A 20,083-nucleotide genomic window follows, 5' to 3' on the forward strand; every position below is an offset into this window, starting at 1 on the left:
TATAGGTGTTGTAAGAACGATTGAATATTGTAGTTTTTCAGAAAAGTGAAAATGATAAAAATATGACAAGCTGTAGTTTTGGATCGGAATTAATTAAATATTTCATGGAAATGATGAGAAAAATAACAAAATTAGGATAGTATGTTAAATAAATATTCAAAAACATTTACCCAGAATAGTGAGCAGCCGGCAGCAAAAGCAATGCTTTACGGAATAGGCTTTACAGAAGAAGATATGCATAAAGCTCAGGTCGGAATCGCCAGCATGGGGTATGATGGAAATACGTGTAACATGCACCTCAACGATCTTGCTCAAATGGTAAAAAAAGGAACATGGGAACATGGTTTGGCGGGATTAATATTCAATACAATTGGAGTAAGTGACGGAATGAGCAATGGGACAGATGGAATGCGCTACTCACTCGTAAGCCGCGATGTAATTGCCGACAGCATTGAAGCCATCTGTGGAGCGCAATATTATGACGGAGTGATTGCCTTACCAGGCTGTGATAAAAATATGCCGGGAACTATTATTGCAATGGGAAGATTGAACAGACCATCTATTATGGTGTATGGCGGAACAATTGCTCCCGGATGCTATAAAGGAGAACAGCTTAATATCGTTTCTGCCTTTGAAGCATTAGGTAAAAAAATAGCAGGAGAAATTTCAGAAGAAGATTTTGATGGAGTTGTAAAGAACTCATGTCCCGGCGCTGGAGCCTGTGGTGGAATGTATACCGCCAATACAATGGCATCCGCAATAGAAGCATTAGGGATGAGTCTTCCTTATTCTTCATCCAACCCCGCATTAAGTAAAGAGAAGAAACATGAATGTCACGAAGCAGGAAAATATCTGAAAGTATTACTGGAAAGAGATATCAAACCTTCCGATATCATGACCCGCAAAGCTTTTGAAAATGCACTTCGTATGATTGTTATTTTGGGAGGAAGCACCAATGCTGTATTACACTTTATTGCGATGGCTAAAAGTGTTGGAGTTGCTCTTGATCAGGATGATTTCCAAAAGATGAGCGACTGTACTCCTGTACTGGCAGACCTTAAACCCAGCGGTAAATACCTGATGCAGGATTTGTATGAACACGGAGGAATACCTTCAGTGATGAAATACCTTTTAAAACAGGGATTATTACATGGAGATTGTTTAACGGTAACAGGAAAAACATTGGCCGAAAACCTAGAAAATATCCCGGATCTGGATTTTGATAAGCAGAAGATCATAAGACCTCTTTCGTCACCAGTAAAAGCAACAGGCCACCTCAGAATACTCTATGGCAATCTTGCAGAAAAGGGAAGTGTAGCCAAAATAACAGGAAAAGAAGGAGAACGATTTGTAGGAAAGGCCAGAGTATTTGATGGGGAAAAAAAACTCATCCAGGGAATTCAGGATGAAACAGTACAGCAGGGAGATGTGATCGTTATCCGAAATGAAGGACCAAAAGGGGCTCCCGGAATGCCCGAAATGCTGAAACCTACAAGTGCTTTAATCGGAGCAGGACTTGGAAGCAGTGTGGCATTGATCACAGATGGAAGATTCAGCGGAGGTACACATGGATTTGTGGTAGGACACATTACACCCGAAGCTTATGAAGGAGGGCTCATTGCCTTTGTAGAAAATGACGACCTCATTGAAATAGATGCTGTAAACAACACAATACAGCTAAAAGTTTCAGAAGAAGAAATTGAAAAAAGAAAACAGCGATGGCAAAAGCCTTCACTTAAAGTAAAAAAAGGATTACTCTATAAATACGCATTAACCGTATCATCAGCTGCAGAAGGTTGTGTAACGGACGAAATCTCATAATCAGAATATCATGGAGAATGTAAATACATCTATCGAAACAGAACTTAGCGGAAGCCGGATCATTCTTGAAGCTTTTCTTCAGGAAGGGGTAAAAACCATTTTCGGATACCCAGGAGGTGCTATTATCCCTATTTATGATGCCCTTTATGATTATCAGGGAAAGCTGGAACATATCTTGGTCCGTCACGAGCAGGCAGCAGTACATGCAGCCCAAGGGTTGGCGAGAGTCTCAGGAGAAGTAGGAGTCATACTGGCAACCAGCGGACCCGGAGCCACAAATCTTGTTACAGGACTGGCGGACGCTTTATTAGATAATACTCCTTTGGTATGTATTACAGGACAGGTTTTTGAACATCTCTTAGGAACAGATGCTTTTCAGGAAATAGACGTTATCAACGTGACAAGTCCCGTTACCAAATGGAATTATCAGGTGGCCGATGCTAATGAGCTTCCTGAAGTATTGGCCAAGGCTTTTTATATTGCAAAATCAGGCCGCCCAGGTCCTGTATTGATTGATGTCACCAAAAATGCCCAATTACAGCCTATTTTGTATAAAGGCTATTCTCCATGTTACTCATTAAGAAGCTATAAGCCTGATCCTATACCTTGCCATGAAAGTATAGAAAAAGCCGCATTTCTGATCAATAACGCTGAAAAACCTTTTGTCATTGCAGGGCAGGGAATTATGTTGGGAAAAGCCGAAAAAGAATTTCTTCACTTTGTTGAGAAGTCGGGAATACCGGTAGCATGGACGGTACTGGGAATGAGTTCTATTCCTACCAATCATCCACAATCAGTAGGAATGGTAGGAATGCACGGAAATTACGGACCTAACGTACTGACCAACGAATGTGACGTTCTTATCGCTGTCGGAATGCGCTTCGATGATAGAGTGACAGGAAGATTGGATCAATATGCAAAACAGGCAAAGATTATTCACTTAGATATTGATAAAGCAGAAATCGATAAAAATGTAAAAGCAGATGTACCGGTATTAGGAAACTGTAAAGAAACATTGCCGCTTCTTACCGCATGGATCAAAGAAAAAAAATATCCGGAATGGCTGCAGAAGTTTAAATCCTGCTACGAAGTTGAAGACAGTACTCTGATCAGTAAAGAACTATACCCGTCCGAAGGTGAAATTACCATGGGAGAAGTCATTCGTTCCCTCAACGAAATGACCGAAGGTGAAGCTGTAATCGTCACCGATGTTGGGCAGCACCAGATGTCCGCCTGCAGATATTCAAAATTTAAACATCCAAGAACCAATATTACAAGTGGAGGACTTGGAACCATGGGATTTTGTCTTCCTGCAGCTGTAGGAGCATCATATGGAGAACAAAACCGTCCGGTTATTGCCATTATGGGAGATGGCGGTGCACAAATGAATATTCAGGAGCTGGGAACCATTATGCAGTATCGTCCCAATGTTAAAATCCTCATTCTGAATAACTCCTATCTGGGAATGGTAAGACAGTGGCAGGAATTGTTTCATGAAGAAAGGTATTCTTCAGTAGATATTCAGAGTCCCGATTTTGTACAGGTAGCCAAAGGATACGGAATTGAAGGCAATAAAGTATCCCAAAGACAAGAGCTGGAAAAAGGACTTCGTGAAATGCTGGATCATAAAGGTGCATTCCTTTTAGAAGTGATGACCGGAAAAGAGCATAATGTGTTTCCTATGATTCCTCAAGGAAAAAGTGTTTCAGAAATTGTATTGAGTAACAAATAAATAAAAAATAAAAAGATGAAAACAGAACAGAAAGAATATACCATTACGGCATATACCGAAGATTATTTAGGACTGATTAGCAGGATCAACGCTATTTTTTCCAGAAGAAGAATTTCCATGGTCACCTTTAATGTAGGGCCTTCCGAAACAGAGCGTGTAAAAAAGTTTGTGATTGTGATCAGAGAAACAGAAGATTCTGTACAGAAAATTACCAGACAAATGGAAAAGCAGGTGGATGTGCTGGAAGTTCATTATCATAAAAATCCATATTTCACCGCAATGGAATATGCAAGCTAAATAGAAACGATTGTGACTAAAAATAAAGAATTATACAGTTTATAAATCAAAAAGTAGCTAACAAATAAAATTAAAAAAAATGGCAAAATTGAATTTTGGAGGAGTTGAGGAAAACGTAGTAACAAGAGATGAATTTCCATTAAAAAAAGCTCAGGAAGTATTAAAAGATGAAGTAGTGGCAGTTATTGGGTATGGAGTACAGGGACCTGGGCAGGCTCTTAACCAGAAAGATAACGGAATAAATGTGATTGTAGGACAGAGGAAAAATTCGAAATCATGGGATAAAGCTGTAGCAGACGGTTTTGTTCCCGGTGAAACATTATTTGAAATAGAAGAAGCCCTAGAAAAAGGAACCATCATTTGCTATCTTTTGAGTGATGCCGCACAAATTGAATACTGGCCTAAAGTGAAGCAGCATCTTACGCCTGGTAAAGCTTTGTATTTCTCTCACGGTTTTGGAGTGACTTTTAATGAACGCACAGGTATTGTTCCACCTTCAGATGTAGACGTATTTCTGGTTGCTCCTAAAGGATCCGGAACTTCATTGAGAAGAATGTTCCTTCAAAACAGAGGATTGAACAGTAGTTTTGCCATCCATCAGGATGCGACAGGAAAAGCAAAAGACAGGGTAGTAGCATTGGGAATAGCCATTGGAAGCGGATATTTATTTGAAACAGATTTTAAAAAAGAAGTATACAGTGACCTTGCCGGAGAACGCGGTACACTGATGGGAGCCGTACAGGGAATATTTGCCGCACAATACGACGTGTTGAGAAAAAATGGACACAGCCCTTCGGAAGCATTCAACGAGACGGTTGAAGAACTTACCCAATCATTAATGCCTTTGGTGGCAGAAAACGGTATGGATTGGATGTACGCCAACTGCAGTACTACCGCTCAAAGAGGAGCTTTGGATTGGTGGAAACGTTTTAGAGATGCCACTTCGCCATTATTTGAAGAATTGTATGACAACGTAGCCAAAGGAAATGAGGCCCAAAGGTCTATCGACAGCAATAGCAAGCCTGATTACAGAGAAAAACTGGAAGTGGAACTGACCGAGCTGAGAGAAAGCGAAATGTGGAAGGCCGGAGCAACGGTACGAAGCCTGAGACCGGAAAATAATTAATCAAACCATAAAAAATGATGAAAGAAGAAACCTGCTCCTCTGTTTTGGAAAAAGTCTGTAAAGCAGCGGAACGTCTCAAAAATGTAGTTGTTAAAACCCCTTTAGCCATCAACAATAACCTTTCGAATGTTTATAAAGCCAGAATAAGTTTTAAAAGGGAAGATCTTCAGCAGGTAAGATCCTACAAAATAAGAGGAGCTTATAATAAAATGGCAACCATGTCTCCGGAAGCTCTAGCCAAGGGAGTTGTATGTGCCAGCGCAGGAAACCATGCACAGGGAGTCGCTTTTGCGTGCCACAAGATGAAAGTGAAAGGAACCATTTTTATGCCTTTGCCAACCCCCGGACAAAAGCTGGAGCAGGTTAAAATGTTTGGAGGAAATTATATTGATGTAGTACTCTATGGAGATACTTTCGACGAAGCCAAAGATGCAGCGTTGAGGTTTTGTAATGACCATGATGGAGCCTTCATTCATCCCTTTGATGATCCTGCTATTATTGAAGGACAAGCCACTGTAGCAATGGAAATTTTAGAACAGTCGGAAGCTCCGATAGATTATCTTTTCGTTCCGATTGGTGGCGGTGGATTGGCGGCCGGAGTTTGCTCTGTCTTTAAAGAACTTTCCCCTCAAACCAAAATAATCGGGGTAGAGCCTTCTGCAGCCGCAAGCATGAAAAAGGCAATAGAAAAAGGCAAACCTGTCCTTCTGGAGAAAATCAGCAGATTTGTAGACGGTGCAGCCGTACAACAGGTAGGGAACCTTACTTTTGAGCTTTGCCAAAACGTTCTGTATGATATGGTAACAGTGGAAGAAGGACTGGTATGTGAAACAATTCTTTCCCTATATAATAAAGACGCTATTGTTGTAGAACCTGCTGGAGCACTTTCAATAGCTGCTCTGGAAAAATACAGAGATCGTATAGAAGGAAAAAATGTAGTATGCATCATTAGTGGAAGTAATAATGATATTACCAGAATGGAAGAAATTAAAGAAAAAGCATTGCTGTATGCCGGTTTGAAACATTACTTCCTTGTCCGATTTCCACAACGTCCGGGAGCACTGAAAACTTTCGTAATGGATGTATTGGGACCTGATGATGACATCACCTATTTTGAATACACCCAAAAAAATTCAAAAGAAAAAGGAATTGCCGTGGTAGGCATTGCTTTGAAAAAAAACACAGACTTTACTCCATTAATTGATAAAATGAAAAGTTATGATTTTTTTGTCAATTACCTGAACAATGATCCGTCTCTGATGAATCTGCTCATTTAAAAAAGGCATGATTTAAAAAGGGATACACTTCTTGGATTTCCAGGTTGTATGGGCATGTTCTTATTTTCGTATATTCTAAAAACACAGATGAAAAAGAAAAGCTTCACAAATCGTGAAGCTTTTTCTGTTTTTATCTTTCAAGCGTAAAACCCGGAATAACTTTCGGACGTTCCGTTTCATTGGCTACTTTCCAGGATGTTCTGTACATCCATTCAGTCATTTTATAAAGTTTTTTGTAATTGATGTTTTCAGATTCATCCTGTGGAGTATGATACTGATCATGCAAAACACTGGTAAAGAAGATCGAAGGAATTCCAATCTTAGCATACGGAAGATGATCACTTCTGAAATAGAAATATTCTGCATGGCTTGGAGAATCCCAATCTTTCAGGTACTTGAATTTTGTACTTTCATTATTGGCTTCTTCTGCCATTTTTACCAGTTCTTCAGAGTTTTTATGAGGAACATTTCCACCCAGTAAAGCCGCTTCATTATTATCATTTCTTCCAATCATATCGCCATTTAGAACTGCCACAATTTTTTCTTTAGGAACCACAGGATGGGCAGCGTGCCATCTTGAACCCAGTAGTCCTCTTTCTTCCGCACCATGGAAGACAAAAAGGATACTTCTTTTTCCTGGCTGCTTTTTGTAGGCTCTTGCCATAGCCAACATAGCAACACAGGTACTGGCATTATCATCCGCACCATTGTAGATGGTGTCATTTTTTACAGGATGTCTGATTCCGTCGTGATCCTGGTGCCCGCTTAGCAAAACATATTCGTTTTTAAGAACAGAATCTGTTCCTTCTATTGTTCCGATAACGTTTACAGAAGGATATTTGTAAGTTTCTGTGATCAGGTTCAAAGAAACTTTAGAATTATTTTTTACCCAGCCCGAATTCTCTCTTTTAATCCATAAAACCGGAATGTTATTGGTTACTTTTTCTCTCAAACCTTCCACACCATAGCTCCCTCTTGTCATTTGAGGAAGTACTTCTACCCAGCTCTTCTCAGAAATATCATCGGTAATGAAGATAATCGCTTTCGCACCCAGTTCAGCCGCTTTATTATAGTATTTGGTTCTTACAAAACCGGGATATCTTCTTACGAAAAGAGTCATATCTTTCGAAATGTTTTTGTCAGAAGCATTTACAGCAAGTACTTTTCCTTTGATATTCAGTTTTGAAAGGTCTTCAGGTTCAGCATTTCCTGCATAGACAATCTCAGAGTCTATAGACGCGTTTACGGGTTCCGATACGAGAAAATCTTTCCATAATGTAAGATTCTTATCTGCGATTTTAAGGCTGCTTTGAGGGATCACCTGATGTCTGTACATATCAAAAAACTGGAAAAATGTTCCATTATCTCCAGCGGGTTTCATGCCTGCCTCTTTGGCTTTGTCTGCAAGCCACATAGAAACTTTCAGTTCATCAAGAGTTCCAGCTTCACGGCCCCAGAAAGAGTCTGCTGCCATCTGGTACATGTCCGTACGAAGGTCAGATTCTTTGATGGCAGAAACCAAGGGTTTTTTATAGTTTTGAGCGTTTCCGATTGCAAATAAGAAAAGGCTCAGCAGAGAAAAAACATAATTTTTATTCATGGAATTCTTAGTTGAAGTTAGCTAATTTCTCTGAAAATTGTTTGGAAAATTCTTTTCTGTCTTCTTCCAGTTTTTCAGGATTAGAAGGTAGAATATAATTAAAAAGGATCTTGTCTTCATTGTCTAAAAAGATAATTTCCTTTTCATTTCCATCGATCATCTGTGAGAAGATTTCCCACATCGGAGTGTCTTTTAATCGTAATAATTCAAAAAACTGTTCTGCTTTGATTTCGATTTTCTGCATATTCTTTTATATATATTGTCGTTGAATGCGTTTGAAAAATATTTCAAAATTAAAGATTTTGTCTTTTCCGGAAGGTTAAAATTCCAAAAACTTCAGCTTAAACTGAATGGCAAAATTTTCATTGAAATGAGGCGTTGCGTAATAGCCAACTCTGTAGAAAACTCCCAGATTAAAATAGCTGGACAGGAAGTTATTCCATTCCAATCCAACCTCCTGATACAGGTGATCAAGCTTTCTAAACTTGAACTGATGATATTCCTGATGTTTCATATCCCCGATAGTTCCTCTTAAAACAAAGTCGAAACTGGAAACATTGTGTCCAAAGCTTTTAAAATACAATGGAAGTTTATGAGTGAAATAATACGCTACAAATTTATCATTATAATATTTACCTCCTTCCAGTGTCGCAAATCCGAGATAAGAAGTAAGGTTAAAGTTGAAGTCTTTGCCCGGAGATGCAAGTCCATTCATAGTAAAGTTTTTCCATATGGGAGCTTGTCCCAGAACAACACCCCCATATAATCTGAAACCTGTGGTTCCGATCGGAGTTTTGAAATTATGCACAAAAAGAGCATCAAAACGGGAATAGTTAAAATCCCCACCAATGGCTTTATAACTCTGTTCATAATTGAAATACAGTTCAGGATATTTCTGATCGATCAGAGATTTCCCCTGAGGAGTCATAATATTGGTTGAGTTTGGAGAATATTTTAAGGTAAATAAAGTGTTAAAGTTTTTATATGAAGTTCCTCTGTCTCTGAATTCGTAGTCGAATTCTGCACCTTCTATATTTCGTCTTACGGCAAGAGCAAGAGTAAGGCCATTGGTAACATCATTCAGATAGGATAACGAAGCTCCTTTATAGTGAAAATATTTGTCATTGTTTAGATTATTCCCGAAGTTCATGGTTCTCATTTTGAAATTCCAAAGCTTTCGGTTAAATTCTCCAGATGCTGTTACATCATCATAAAATTCAAATCTGAAGAAGGAATTTTTTTCCAGCGTAGTTTTCACATCAAGACCCATCCCGTATTTCCAGGTTCTGTCTTTTACTCCATAAGCGAAATAATAATCCGGAGAAAAATAAGGATTGAAATTTTCATTCAGCTTGGCTTTTAATCCCAGTCTGAAGCCTTCGTAAGAGTTGAAATTGACAATCTCATCTACGGCAAAATCTACAGAACCTACTCTAATCTGGCCGTTAAGAAGTCCCGATAAAATCTGGGCTTTACTGTCGATTTTATACTTTTTTCCTAAGCTGTCAATTGTTTTATAGGTATTCTGTTCTCTGCTGGTGAGAGGATCTGTTCTGTACTTATCCAGAGAATGCCCGTCAATGCTTTTTACAGAGAAGGTATAGCCTTTAAAATCTTTGGCATTTTCTTCAATGGGAGCTTCAAAATCAAAATATTTTGAGGTTAGGAAAGCGTAGGTGCCAAAGCTTTTTTTATCTTTTTTATTGATACGTTCTTTATCATCCATGGCCATTTTACCCATTTTAAGCTTTGCTTTTTCGTGGGCAAGAAACCATTTGTTATTGTAAAATACCCAGGTACTTGTGATGATCCCGTCGTTTTTATTTTTGCTGAAATTTTCAATTTTTTTGATCCCGTAGGTTTCGGTGTCTACATAGATAGCTCCGTTGTATTTTCTTTTTCTGTCCGGGTTTTTATAATTGACTTCACGAAAGCGGATCACAAAGTTTTTCCTTCCGTCAAGCTCAATAGTATCTGAAAGGAAGAATCGGTAAAGACCTCTGTTTTCTGGCTTTACCTGCTCGGGAACAATATCTCTGTTACTTTGCTGAAGGGCAATCATTTCATAGATGGGCTGTCTCAGTCCGGAGATTCTGTTATCCAGAATGTTGATCTTTTCACCATATTTTTTAGAATACAGAAATTCCTGTGCTCTTTCCCAAAGAAACAGCTTACTTTTTGAAAATACTTTTCTGGCCGTGATATTATTTAGAGAATCTTTTTCTCTTTTTTTCTTGAAAACATTTAAGTCATTGAAATACTCCTGAAATTGAGAAATACTGTCTTCATCAATATCCAGAGAAATTTTTTCGTAAGATTTGTAAGAATAGGAGCGGAGACTTTTAGGCGAGTTTTCGTTGAAAAGCTTATTTACTTTTTTCAGAATTTCCAGTGCTCTTGGGTCACTTTTATCTTCAATCACTACCGCTTCTATTGCCGTTGTTTTTGAACCTTTTTTAACAAGTGAAATCTCCATACTGCTTTCAGGAGAAGCTGTTGCTTTCTGATAAGCGTCTGCTTCAATCTCTATATTGTTGCAGTGTGCTGTAAACTCTAGAATTCCCTGATCGTTGGTGTAGCCGAGGATCTTGCTGTCACAAGATATTTTAGCATTAGGGACAGGTTTTTCATTGGCGTCATCTACAACCTTAATTTTTGATTGCGAATACCCCAGAAAAAATATCAGAAAAAATAATAAAAATAAACCCCTTTTCATGTAAAAATACTACGCCAAAAATAATAATATTTATTGTGTTTAAAAAGTTTTTAACAGAGTATAACATTGATTTAATCTAAACGCACGATGGGAGATTTTCATGAGCTTTAAAAGGGTGTATAAAGTGAAATATTAAAGAGTGTGAACCTTTATGGCTGGAGAATAAAATTTTTCATAAAGAAACTCCTGAACATCATATATTCAGATGTTTTTCAATATTGTAAAGAAATAGTATTTTAAAATTCTTTTATGTGGTTGTCCGGTATGTTTCTTTTAGATTGGAAATAAAATTCCTTTTCTAGTGGAGAATTATTTATTTTTAGCGAAATTATAGTTTGGATTAATATATTGCCTACAACCGAGTGTAATGTATTATTGTAAACACTTAATCAGAAAATTAAACTAATTACAACCATGAAATATTCAACCACTGTTCTATTTTTTGCTCTTATTGGGTGTAAAAGTGCCCATACAATCAATAACCCAAAAGTTGATAATGCGATTACGAAAAATGCGGTTCAGCTATTAGAGGACAAAAGATTTCACTCTGTTTCTATTGTGGTATTGAAAGATGGAAAATCTATCACAAGACATTTTGGAGAATTAACGATAGGAAAAGGAAACAAGCCGGACGATTCTACACTTTATGAACTGGCTTCTGTAACTAAAACTTTTACAGGATATATCGCTTCTAAAGCCATTCTTGATAAAAAACTCAATTTAGATGATGATATTAGAATCTATCTTAGCGAACCTTATCCCAATTTGGAATTTAAAGGAGAACCTATAAAAGTGAAACACCTCATCACACATACAAGTGGATTTCCGAATTTTCCGCCAAAGAGCGAAAATAAAGAGGCTTTTTTTGAAGGTTTAAGACTGATCAACATTGAAACGAAGCCCGGAGAAGTATATTCTTATTCAAACACAGCGCCTGAGCTGACAGCATATATCCTTGAAAAAGTGTATCAGAAACCCTTTGAGGAATTGGTAAACGAATTTGTTTTGAAACCGAATAAAATGGATCAAACTAAATTTACACTCAATGAAAATGACAGAAATAGATTGGTAAAAGGGTATAACGATAAAAATGAACTAATGCCCAACTTCAACAGAACTTTGTGGGGCGGAATTTCAGGGTTGCACTCTACGACTACGGATTTAGTAAAGTATATGAAATTGCAGCTTGACAAGTCGAATGTTACCGTCAACGAATCTCATAAAAAATTATTTAAAGAAGGTTCGGATTTTTGGGAAGGTTATCACTGGTACATCATAGAAAATGATAATCAATTAATCTATAGACATCACGGAGGAATATACGGAATGCAGAATTGGTTTGTCATTTATCCCAAACAGAATATGGGAATATCTGTATTAACCAATGCAAGCTTTAATGAAACAGGAGAAATTTTAGAAAAAGTTGTTGATAACCTGTATAATGATATAAACGCAATACAGTAAATGCATAAAAAAGACAATCCCTTTCAATTTTTTGAAAGGGATTGTTGATTAATTTAAATTAGGATCGTGAAATCCATACATCCGCAAGCGGAAATATTTTGATACGATTGAATTAAATATTCAATGCTTTTTGGTATGCATTTTCAAGTCCATCCAGGTTTTTACCACCAGCCGTTGCAAAACCAGGATTTCCACCGCCACCGCCTTGGATCTCTTTTGCAAGGTCTTTTACGATAGCTCCCGCCTGATAACTTGCTGCCAAATCATCGGAAACTCCTACTGTAATCATTGGTTTACCGTCTGCATCAGAAAGAATGACCGTCACAGAAGTTGGAATCTCCTTTTTCAGTTGGAAAACGATATCTTTTACCGAACCTGCGTCCAGAGAAGTCTTCTTTACCAGAAGCTGTTTGTTGCCTTTCTGTTCATAAGCATTTTTCCAGTCGCTGATTTCTCCTTTTGCCTTTTCTTTTTTAAGAGCGTCTACTTCAGATCTTAATGAAGCATTTTCATCGATCAGTTTTTCAATAGATCTTACAACGTCTTTTGATTTCAGCAATTGAGAAAGTTCTGCAATCTGCTTCTCAAGGTTTTTGAAGTATTCTTCAGACTGATCTCCGGAGATTGCTTCAATTCTTCTGATTCCTGCAGCAGCCGAACCTTCAGAAACGATTTTGAAATGTCCAATTTCGCTTGTATTTTTTACGTGAGTTCCACCGCAAAGCTCTTTTGAACTTCCAAATTGGATCATTCTCACATTGTCACCATATTTTTCACCAAATAAAGCCATTGCTCCTTTATCCAAAGCTTCCTGAATCGGAATGCTTCTGAATTCCTGTAAAGCAATATTTTCTTTAATCTTTTGGTTTACTTTTTCTTCAATTAAAGCCAGTTCTTGCTCAGTCATTTTATTGAAGTGAGAGAAGTCGAAACGCAGATAATCGGGACCTACATAAGAACCTTTCTGCTCTACGTGAGTTCCTAAAACATCTCTTAAGGCTTCATGTAAAAGGTGAGTTCCAGAGTGGTTAGCCTGAGAATTTTTTCTGTCGGAAGCATTTACTTTAGCCATAAATACAGCCTTTGGATCTTTTGGAAGACCATTGATCAACGAAATGATTAATCCGTTTTCTTTCTTGGTTTCCAGAACTTCAAAGCTTTCAGAAGCATTTTCCAATACTCCTTTATCTCCAACTTGTCCACCACCTTCTGGATAGAATGGCGTAGAGCTTAGTACTACCTGATAAAACTCTCCGTCTTTATTTTCTACCTTTCTGTATCTTGTAATATAAGTTTCAGATTCAGTTTGGTCGTATCCTACAAAATTTTCTTCACTTTCTTCTAAGGCTACCCAGTCATACACTTTTTGAGCGGAATCTTGCTGAGAACGCTTTCTTTGCTTTTCTCTTTCTGCTTTGAAACCTTCCTCATCAATGGTTAATCCTTTTTCTTCTGCGATAATTCTTGTTAAATCATCAGGGAAACCATAGGTGTCATACAATTCAAAAACCTCAAGGGTTGGTAAAACCTTTTGATTGTCTGCAATGGTTTGCTGAATTAATTTTTCAACACGGATTAGTCCTGTTTCAATAGTATTCAAGAATGAATCTTCTTCACTTTTAATAACCTCGGTAACCAGTTTTCCCTGTTTTTCAATTTCCGGGAAGAAAGGTCCCATCTGCTCCTGAAGAACGGCAACCAATTTATATAGGAAAGGTTCTTTCATATCCAGGAATCTGTAAGCATAAGAAATTCCTCTTCTTAGAATTCTTCTGATCACATATCCTGCACCTCCGCTTGAAGGAAGCTGCCCGTCTGCAATCGCAAAAGAAACAGCTCTGATGTGGTCTACCACAACTCGGATCGCAATATCTTTTTCGTTCTCTAAAATTCCTGTATATTTTTTACCTGAAAGTTCTTCAACTTTAGAAATAAGAGGAGTGAAAACATCTGTATCATAATTGGAAGATTTCCCTTGAAGTGCCATACAAAGACGCTCAAATCCCATTCCTGTATCTACGTGCTGAGCAGGAAGTTTTTCTAAAGATCGGTCTGCCTTTCTGTTGAATTCCATGAATACCAGGTTCCAAACTTCCACAACCTGCGGATGATCTTGGTTCACCAATGTAATTCCCGGAACAGCAGCTTTTTCTTCAGAAGTTCTAAGATCGATATGGATTTCTGAGCACGGTCCGCATGGTCCGCTTTCACCCATTTCCCAGAAGTTATCTTTTTTATTTCCGTTGATGATTCTGTCCTCAGCAATATGAGATTTCCAGAAATCATAAGCATCCTGGTCTCTGTCAAGGTTTTCTGAAGCATCACCTTCAAAAATCGTTACGTATAAATTTTCTTTTGGAATTCCGTATACTTCAGTCAGTAATTCCCAGGCAAAAGCAATAGCCTCTTTTTTGAAGTAATCCCCGAAAGACCAGTTACCCAGCATCTCAAACATCGTGTGGTGATAAGTATCTCTACCTACATCATCCAAATCGTTATGCTTCCCAGAAACTCTCAGACACTTTTGTGTATCGGCAATTCTAGGGGCGGTAGGTGTTTTGTAGCCAAGGAAAAAATCCTTAAACTGCGTCATTCCGGAGTTGGAAAACATAAGGGTAGGGTCGTCTTTCAGCACAATAGGAGCTGAAGGAACGATAAGGTGTCCCTTACCTTTAAAATAATCTAAAAATTTTTGACGTATCTCTTGTGATGTCATAATATTGCTTTTGCTTTTTTTACTATCAAATTTTGATAAGATGCAAATTTAAGATTTTTAAGCGATTTGTAATAATTTTATACTATGTTTTGAATGTGATGTGTGGTGTGATAGTTATTTAATTTTTTATTGAGATAGACTTTAAGTAAACCTTATAAGGTTTGTAAGAGAAGCAGGAGCGTAATGGATATTAATTAATCTGATTTTGCAGTTTCTCATTTAACTTATTATCTTCGTTGTGATCTGAGATAAGATAAAATCTTCCCCATGACAAAAGATGAAGAGCTGAAAAGCTGGATAGACCAATATTCCGGGCCGCTTTTGAAGCGGGCGCTGTATGTGCTTTCCAACAAAGAAGATGCACAGGATGTTGTTCAGGATGTTTTTCTTGCGGCTTATTCATCGTATGATTCCTTTGAAGGAAAAAGTCAGACTCTTACATGGCTTATGGCAATTCTGAACAGAAAAGTGGCCGATTTTTACCGTAAAAAATATAAATCTGAACCCAACATCAGGCTCGATCATTTTTTTGATGAAACAGGATCGTGGAAGAGGGATGATGTTTTAAAAGATTGGAATGCTTCAGGAGCTGAAGATGAACTTTTAGACAACGACGAATTTAATAAAACACTGGAAGAATGTATTGAAGAATTACCTTCACGGTGGAAAATTCTGCTGAAGATGTATTATATTGAAGAAAAAAAAGCACCGGAAGTAAGTCAGGAATTGGAACTTTCTACGACTAACCTTTGGAAGATTCTTCAAAGAAGCCGGATGCAGCTCAGGGAATGTCTGGAATTCAACTGGTTTTCAAGATTATAGTCATGATTAGAAAAATTCTACATATATTATTTTTACCATGCAGTGAAGCTACTCTGCTCATGGAAAAAAGGAATGCCCAATCTATTTCTGCCCGAGAAAACAGAATGCTTACGATGCACCTGATGATCTGTAAATGGTGTAAGATGTACAATGAAAAACTAAAAGTTCTGGATAAGATTTTCAAAAAAACATTTTCAGAAAAAGAAACTGAAATAAATGACTCTGAAATTCAGGATTTTAAAAATAAAATGTTCGATAAATTAAATTTTTAAAAAAAATTTGTCAGGATTTTGAAATGGCTCCGACTATACTTCTGAAAACAACAAAGTATTCATTCAAAATCTTAAAATTATGGTCGGATCAACAACACAATTCAGAAACAATCAATTACTAGGCAGATTAGGATATTATATTTCGCTTTTCGGGGCAGCACTTATATTACTCTGGATCGGAATTTTCAAATTCACTCCTACAGAAGCAGCCGGGATAAAACCATTGGTGGAAAACCATTTCCTGACTTTTTTCGTATATAAAGTTATGAGCGTTCAGGCAGTGTCAAATCTTATCGGAACGATAGAAATTATCATTGCTTTACTACTCATTTTTAGTGCGAAATTTGCTGTACTAAAAAAATATGCAGGAGCAGGAATGATAGTCACTTTTCTGGTAACGCTCAGCTACTTGTTTACCACACCGGGAACATGGAAAATAGTAGATGGAGTACCGGTAACAGATTTCTTTATTATAAAAGATCTCATGTTGTTAGGATTTGGATGTATGCTGTTTCAAAATAATACTAATGAATAATGAATAAAAAGGATAAAATGAAAAATATATTAATTGTACTCGGAATCATTCTGGGTATCGCAGTATTTGCTGCAGGATCAGGGGTTTTCAAAAAAAATAAACCCAATAATGTAGCGGAAGAAAAAAAAGAGGACGTTATGGATAATAAAAACAGCAAAGAAATTTATTTTGCAGGAGGTTGCTTCTGGGGAACAGAACATTTTTTTCAACAGATCAGAGGAGTGGTAGGAACCGAAGTGGGATATGCCAATGGAAATACTCAAAATCCTACCTATGAAGAAGTGGTGAGTCATACAACTGGTTTTGCAGAAACCGTTAAAGTCAAATATGACCCAGATCAGGTAGATCTTAAGCTGCTGATTGACCTCTATTTTAAAACAATTGATCCAACCAGCAAAGATCAGCAGGGAAATGACAGAGGAAACCAGTACAGAACAGGGATCTATTTCACCAATAAAACGGATGAAGCTGTCGTAAAAGATGAAGTTCAGAAACTAGCGAAAAACTACAGTAAACCATTGCTTGTGGAAACAATACCTTTGAAAAACTTCTACAAAGCGGAAGATTATCATCAGGATTATCTGGATAAAAACCCTGGAGGATATTGCCACATTGAACCAGGTCTTTTTGAAATGGCTAAAAAAGCCAATCCTCTTCCAAAGCCTGCTTATCATAAACAGGATAGAAAGGTTTTAAAAGAAAAACTGACTGCAGAACAATACAATGTAACTCAGGAAAACGGAACGGAAAGAGCCTTCCAAAACGAATACTGGAACGAGACCAGAGAAGGAATTTATGTGGATATTACAACAGGTGAACCTTTGTTTGTCTCAACAGATAAATTTGAATCCGGCTGTGGATGGCCAAGCTTCTCAAAACCGATCACGAAAGGTTTAATTGATGAGAAAATGGATCGTACCCACGGAATGGATAGAGTAGAAGTAAGAAGCAAAACTGGTGACGCTCACTTAGGACACGTTTTCACAGACGGTCCTGCAGATAAAGGAGGTCTCCGCTACTGTATCAACAGTGCTTCTCTGAAGTTTATTCCTAAGGCTGAAATGGCGGGTAAAGGATATGAAAAATACCTTCCGTTGTTAGATAAAAAATAAAAAGACACTTTTTGGTGTCTAAATGTAAAGGAGCTGTTCTATTTAGGACAGCTCTTTTTATATCAATCTTTTTCTGCTAATCTGAAGATTTTCTTTGATGCTGAACATGGAAATATTCAGAAATATGAGAAACCCGAAAATAATGTAAGCCATTTCTTTAGAAGTCTTAATAAATAAATTAAAAATTTTCCCATAGAAAGTAGATCCAAAAATATCCACAGTTTCTGCTGGTCCAGAATATATAGCGTCATTACAAAGCCAACATTCGTAGTCAGGATCAATATAGCTGTAAACAGCAAAAATATGTCCTGTCTTCTCAAGATCAACTGCATACTGTTCTGTTTAGCTATTGCTAAATCATTCAAAACAGAGACAAAATCACCATAGCTATTATTTTTATCTAAAATAAATTCAATACCAGACTCTTTTTCATTTCTTTTTTGAAGGTTTTTCAGTTCAGAAACATATAATTTTGAATGCTCTCTGGCTGTACCAGGGTCTATTTTTATCTTTTTATAATTCCAGTTTCTCGCAGGTTCGAAACTTGCAAATGTATTTTTAGTCCCTTTTCTTTCTTTGGCAGGAAGTCCAATATCTATTACAGAAACATTAATATCTTCAAACTTTTGGTTTCCGTAATACCAAAATAAAATTGGGATTATAACAGCGCTGATCAATCCGGGAAAGTAGTATATTTTTTTCATGGGTAGTATTTTTTGTTGAATGAAAATTTTAAGCCAAAAAAAGTGGCCCGAAACGAACCACTTTATAATACTATTTAAATTCTTCAATCTTTAAATTTAAAATACTACCAATCTCTTTTTTTCAAGATCCAGTACGATCCGAAAATGAAAATAACAGACCATACCAAACAGGCAATAAGACTTTCCGTAGGGTAGTGAAACTCATATTTTACGCCCATCATTTTAGCCATATTCAGTCTCATCATAGGATTAGGAATCAGATTAGACATACTTTCCAACGGTAAAAGATGGCTAAAGAAAAAGTCATTCTGAATGATTTCATTTCTTTGTGGCCCCTGCATTCCTGCTACTTTTGAATAGACCTCAATAGCTGTTAAAATACCTTCACCAATCCAGAAAACGAAAAGGGCCAGAAATACAAATACCGACTTTCTCAATAAAACAGAAAGAAACATGAGGAATGAGAAGAAGGTAAATAGCTTTACGAGATAATTTCCAATGAAGAAAATCTCTGCGAAAACCTTCGTAGACTCCTTTGTATTAGAATACTTGTATCCTAAAAATATTGTGATAGCAAATACGAGAATGGTAGAAACAATGGTGAAAATACCTATAGTAAGCAGCTTTGAAGTAATAAATTCTTCTCTGCTTAGTCCGTCGATCGTATTTTGCTTGAACATTCTGTTGCTGAATTCCTGTGAAATAGAGAAAACAATAATTAAACCCAGGAAAATTTTCAATAAAGCCACGATCCATGTTGTGAAATTCCAGATCTCAGGGAAATTATAAATTCCCTGTTCTTTAAGGTTAATCGTTCCTCCAAAAAGATCAAAATCTACCAAACCAACGAAAAGAAGTGCAATAAGAATGGCAAAATAAAGTATCGTAAAAACCTTGAATGGTCTGTAGTTCAGGTTTTTATAATATTCAAGTTTTAATAATTTTATCATGATTAATTTGTGTTTTTTACAAGTTCAAGGAATTGAGATTCAAGAGAAAGCTTTTTCTTGGTTAAATGAGAAAGGAAAACTCCTTTTTCAGCCAGCTTCTGATTCAGGGCTGAAGCCGAAATAGAAGCATCATCACGAATCTGAGCTTTAATAAGCTCCCCATCCTGATTGATAGAGGTAAACCACTGAAGCTCATTCAGAATACTTACAAGCAAAGTATTGTTGTCTGCTTTAAGTTCAAAATAACCATTATTAGACGTCATTTCATCTACTCTTCCACAATAGATGGAATTTCCTTCTTTCAATACAATCACATGGCTGCAAATTTTCTCAATTTCATCCAGAAGGTGGCTTGCTATAATAATCGTAATGCCTTGTTGAGCAATATTGTTGATGATTTCTCTGATCTGAATAATTCCCTCAGGATCAAGTCCGTTAGTTGGCTCATCCAAAATAAGAACTTCCGGGTTGTTCAGCATAGCAGAAGCAATAGCGAGACGCTGTTTCATTCCTAAAGAAAAGGTTTTGAAGGTATCTTTTCTTCTTTCATATAAATTAACGATTTTCAGAACTTCTTCAATTCTGGAATAGTTTGCTCCTTTGATTTCAGCAACGATTTTAAGATTCGTCTCTGCACTTAAATACGGGTAAAAGTTAGGCTGCTCGATAATAGCTCCGATTCTTTTTAATGTTTCAGAGTCGGTTCCTTTTTTACCGAACCAGAACCAGTCTCCGCTGGTAGGATTAATAGTGGAAAGAAGCATTCCAAAGGTGGTAGATTTTCCGCTTCCGTTAGGACCGAGAAGTCCATATACATTTCCTTTTTCTACATCAAAAGAAATATTGTTCACCACAACTCTTTTGAATTTTTTCGTCAGATTTTTTACTGATAAAATTTTTTCCATGTAATTTGTTTTACATAGTAGTAGTCTATATAAA

At 37.1% G+C, this 20,083-nt stretch carries 17 protein-coding genes; 10 read left to right on the top strand and 7 right to left on the bottom strand.

Annotation, left to right across the window (positions count from 1 at the left end; all coding sequences use genetic code 11):
- Positions 1 to 141: 141 nt before the first annotated feature.
- The 5 genes from ilvD to ilvA all read left to right on the top strand — a co-directional run bounded on the left by ilvD (position 142) and on the right by ilvA (position 6,253).
- A complete protein-coding gene (gene ilvD / locus ACQ76T_RS01040; RefSeq protein ID WP_431341499.1) occupies positions 142 to 1,821 on the top strand; it encodes a dihydroxy-acid dehydratase in 1,680 nt (559 codons plus the stop codon).
- Positions 1,822 to 1,831: 10 nt separating this feature from the next.
- Positions 1,832 to 3,553 (top strand): biosynthetic-type acetolactate synthase large subunit, encoded by a 1,722-nt coding sequence (gene ilvB, locus ACQ76T_RS01045; protein ID WP_431341500.1) that lies wholly within the window; start codon positions 1,832 to 1,834, stop codon positions 3,551 to 3,553.
- A 15-nt stretch (positions 3,554 to 3,568) separates the two neighbouring features.
- Positions 3,569 to 3,850 carry an ACT domain-containing protein gene (locus tag ACQ76T_RS01050; protein ID WP_422691416.1) on the top strand — a complete coding sequence of 94 codons (282 nt, stop codon included), beginning with the start codon at positions 3,569 to 3,571 and terminating at the stop codon, positions 3,848 to 3,850.
- A gap of 79 nt (positions 3,851 to 3,929) precedes the next feature.
- On the top strand, positions 3,930 to 4,976 hold the full coding sequence (ilvC, locus tag ACQ76T_RS01055) for a ketol-acid reductoisomerase (RefSeq protein ID WP_431341501.1): 1,047 nt from the start codon (positions 3,930 to 3,932) through the stop codon (positions 4,974 to 4,976).
- Between the two features lie 14 nt (positions 4,977 to 4,990).
- On the top strand, positions 4,991 to 6,253 hold the full coding sequence (ilvA, locus tag ACQ76T_RS01060) for a threonine ammonia-lyase (RefSeq protein WP_431341502.1): 1,263 nt from the start codon (positions 4,991 to 4,993) through the stop codon (positions 6,251 to 6,253).
- Between the two features lie 130 nt (positions 6,254 to 6,383).
- Here the strand turns inward: ilvA and ACQ76T_RS01065 are convergent, their stop codons facing one another.
- The 3 genes from ACQ76T_RS01065 to ACQ76T_RS01075 form a co-directional block, all read right to left on the bottom strand.
- Complete coding sequence (locus ACQ76T_RS01065; protein WP_431341503.1) at positions 6,384 to 7,853, bottom strand: M20/M25/M40 family metallo-hydrolase; 1,470 nt, start codon at positions 7,851 to 7,853, stop codon at positions 6,384 to 6,386.
- Positions 7,854 to 7,860: 7 nt separating this feature from the next.
- A complete protein-coding gene (locus tag ACQ76T_RS01070) occupies positions 7,861 to 8,097 on the bottom strand; it encodes a hypothetical protein (protein WP_431341504.1) in 237 nt (78 codons plus the stop codon).
- A gap of 75 nt (positions 8,098 to 8,172) precedes the next feature.
- On the bottom strand, positions 8,173 to 10,569 hold the full coding sequence (locus ACQ76T_RS01075; RefSeq protein ID WP_431341505.1) for a hypothetical protein: 2,397 nt from the start codon (positions 10,567 to 10,569) through the stop codon (positions 8,173 to 8,175).
- Between the two features lie 414 nt (positions 10,570 to 10,983).
- Here ACQ76T_RS01075 and ACQ76T_RS01080 point away from each other — a divergent pair, with 414 nt between their 5' ends.
- Positions 10,984 to 12,033 carry a serine hydrolase domain-containing protein gene (locus ACQ76T_RS01080; RefSeq protein ID WP_431341506.1) on the top strand — a complete coding sequence of 350 codons (1,050 nt, stop codon included), beginning with the start codon at positions 10,984 to 10,986 and terminating at the stop codon, positions 12,031 to 12,033.
- Positions 12,034 to 12,145: 112 nt separating this feature from the next.
- On the opposite strand, the gene alaS is transcribed toward ACQ76T_RS01080, so the two are convergent.
- Positions 12,146 to 14,749 (bottom strand): alanine--tRNA ligase, encoded by a 2,604-nt coding sequence (gene alaS / locus ACQ76T_RS01085; RefSeq protein WP_431341507.1) that lies wholly within the window; start codon positions 14,747 to 14,749, stop codon positions 12,146 to 12,148.
- A 267-nt stretch (positions 14,750 to 15,016) separates the two neighbouring features.
- Here alaS and ACQ76T_RS01090 point away from each other — a divergent pair, with 267 nt between their 5' ends.
- The 4 genes from ACQ76T_RS01090 (at position 15,017) to msrB (ending at position 17,490) form a co-directional block, all read left to right on the top strand.
- The gene (locus tag ACQ76T_RS01090) at positions 15,017 to 15,571 is read left to right on the top strand and encodes a sigma-70 family RNA polymerase sigma factor (RefSeq protein ID WP_431341508.1); all 555 of its coding nucleotides are present in this window, start codon (positions 15,017 to 15,019) and stop codon (positions 15,569 to 15,571) included.
- A 59-nt stretch (positions 15,572 to 15,630) separates the two neighbouring features.
- Positions 15,631 to 15,843 carry a hypothetical protein gene (locus tag ACQ76T_RS01095; protein WP_431341509.1) on the top strand — a complete coding sequence of 71 codons (213 nt, stop codon included), beginning with the start codon at positions 15,631 to 15,633 and terminating at the stop codon, positions 15,841 to 15,843.
- A 79-nt stretch (positions 15,844 to 15,922) separates the two neighbouring features.
- A complete protein-coding gene (locus tag ACQ76T_RS01100; RefSeq protein WP_431341510.1) occupies positions 15,923 to 16,378 on the top strand; it encodes a DUF417 family protein in 456 nt (151 codons plus the stop codon).
- A gap of 17 nt (positions 16,379 to 16,395) precedes the next feature.
- On the top strand, positions 16,396 to 17,490 hold the full coding sequence (gene msrB, locus ACQ76T_RS01105; protein ID WP_431341511.1) for a peptide-methionine (R)-S-oxide reductase MsrB: 1,095 nt from the start codon (positions 16,396 to 16,398) through the stop codon (positions 17,488 to 17,490).
- A 116-nt stretch (positions 17,491 to 17,606) separates the two neighbouring features.
- Here the strand turns inward: msrB and ACQ76T_RS01110 are convergent, their stop codons facing one another.
- The 3 genes from ACQ76T_RS01110 to ACQ76T_RS01120 all read right to left on the bottom strand — a co-directional run bounded on the left by ACQ76T_RS01110 (position 17,607) and on the right by ACQ76T_RS01120 (position 20,049).
- On the bottom strand, positions 17,607 to 18,194 hold the full coding sequence (locus tag ACQ76T_RS01110; protein WP_431341512.1) for a hypothetical protein: 588 nt from the start codon (positions 18,192 to 18,194) through the stop codon (positions 17,607 to 17,609).
- Positions 18,195 to 18,298: 104 nt separating this feature from the next.
- Positions 18,299 to 19,144 (bottom strand): ABC transporter permease, encoded by an 846-nt coding sequence (locus ACQ76T_RS01115; protein ID WP_431341513.1) that lies wholly within the window; start codon positions 19,142 to 19,144, stop codon positions 18,299 to 18,301.
- A gap of 2 nt (positions 19,145 to 19,146) precedes the next feature.
- Entirely contained in the window at positions 19,147 to 20,049 is a 903-nt protein-coding gene (locus ACQ76T_RS01120) for an ABC transporter ATP-binding protein (protein WP_431341514.1), read from the bottom strand.
- Between the last annotated feature and the right edge of the window lie 34 nt (positions 20,050 to 20,083).

Source organism: Chryseobacterium sp. JK1, from assembly GCF_050632815.1.
In the GTDB taxonomy this organism is placed as follows: domain Bacteria; phylum Bacteroidota; class Bacteroidia; order Flavobacteriales; family Weeksellaceae; genus Chryseobacterium.

Excerpts from the sequence above, each read along its gene's own strand:
- ilvD (WP_431341499.1), top strand. The coding sequence starts at position 142 with ATGTTAAATAAATATTCAAAAACATTTACCCAGAATAGTGAGCAGCCG.
- ilvB (WP_431341500.1), top strand. The coding sequence starts at position 1,832 with ATGGAGAATGTAAATACATCTATCGAAACAGAACTTAGCGGAAGCCGG.
- ACQ76T_RS01050 (WP_422691416.1), top strand. The coding sequence starts at position 3,569 with ATGAAAACAGAACAGAAAGAATATACCATTACGGCATATACCGAAGAT.
- ilvC (WP_431341501.1), top strand. The coding sequence starts at position 3,930 with ATGGCAAAATTGAATTTTGGAGGAGTTGAGGAAAACGTAGTAACAAGA.
- ilvA (WP_431341502.1), top strand. The coding sequence starts at position 4,991 with ATGATGAAAGAAGAAACCTGCTCCTCTGTTTTGGAAAAAGTCTGTAAA.
- ACQ76T_RS01065 (WP_431341503.1), bottom strand. The coding sequence starts at position 7,853 with ATGAATAAAAATTATGTTTTTTCTCTGCTGAGCCTTTTCTTATTTGCA.
- ACQ76T_RS01070 (WP_431341504.1), bottom strand. The coding sequence starts at position 8,097 with ATGCAGAAAATCGAAATCAAAGCAGAACAGTTTTTTGAATTATTACGA.
- ACQ76T_RS01075 (WP_431341505.1), bottom strand. The coding sequence starts at position 10,569 with ATGAAAAGGGGTTTATTTTTATTATTTTTTCTGATATTTTTTCTGGGG.
- ACQ76T_RS01080 (WP_431341506.1), top strand. The coding sequence starts at position 10,984 with ATGAAATATTCAACCACTGTTCTATTTTTTGCTCTTATTGGGTGTAAA.
- alaS (WP_431341507.1), bottom strand. The coding sequence starts at position 14,749 with ATGACATCACAAGAGATACGTCAAAAATTTTTAGATTATTTTAAAGGT.
- ACQ76T_RS01090 (WP_431341508.1), top strand. The coding sequence starts at position 15,017 with ATGACAAAAGATGAAGAGCTGAAAAGCTGGATAGACCAATATTCCGGG.
- ACQ76T_RS01095 (WP_431341509.1), top strand. The coding sequence starts at position 15,631 with ATGGAAAAAAGGAATGCCCAATCTATTTCTGCCCGAGAAAACAGAATG.
- ACQ76T_RS01100 (WP_431341510.1), top strand. The coding sequence starts at position 15,923 with ATGGTCGGATCAACAACACAATTCAGAAACAATCAATTACTAGGCAGA.
- msrB (WP_431341511.1), top strand. The coding sequence starts at position 16,396 with ATGAAAAATATATTAATTGTACTCGGAATCATTCTGGGTATCGCAGTA.
- ACQ76T_RS01110 (WP_431341512.1), bottom strand. The coding sequence starts at position 18,194 with ATGAAAAAAATATACTACTTTCCCGGATTGATCAGCGCTGTTATAATC.
- ACQ76T_RS01115 (WP_431341513.1), bottom strand. The coding sequence starts at position 19,144 with ATGATAAAATTATTAAAACTTGAATATTATAAAAACCTGAACTACAGA.
- ACQ76T_RS01120 (WP_431341514.1), bottom strand. The coding sequence starts at position 20,049 with ATGGAAAAAATTTTATCAGTAAAAAATCTGACGAAAAAATTCAAAAGA.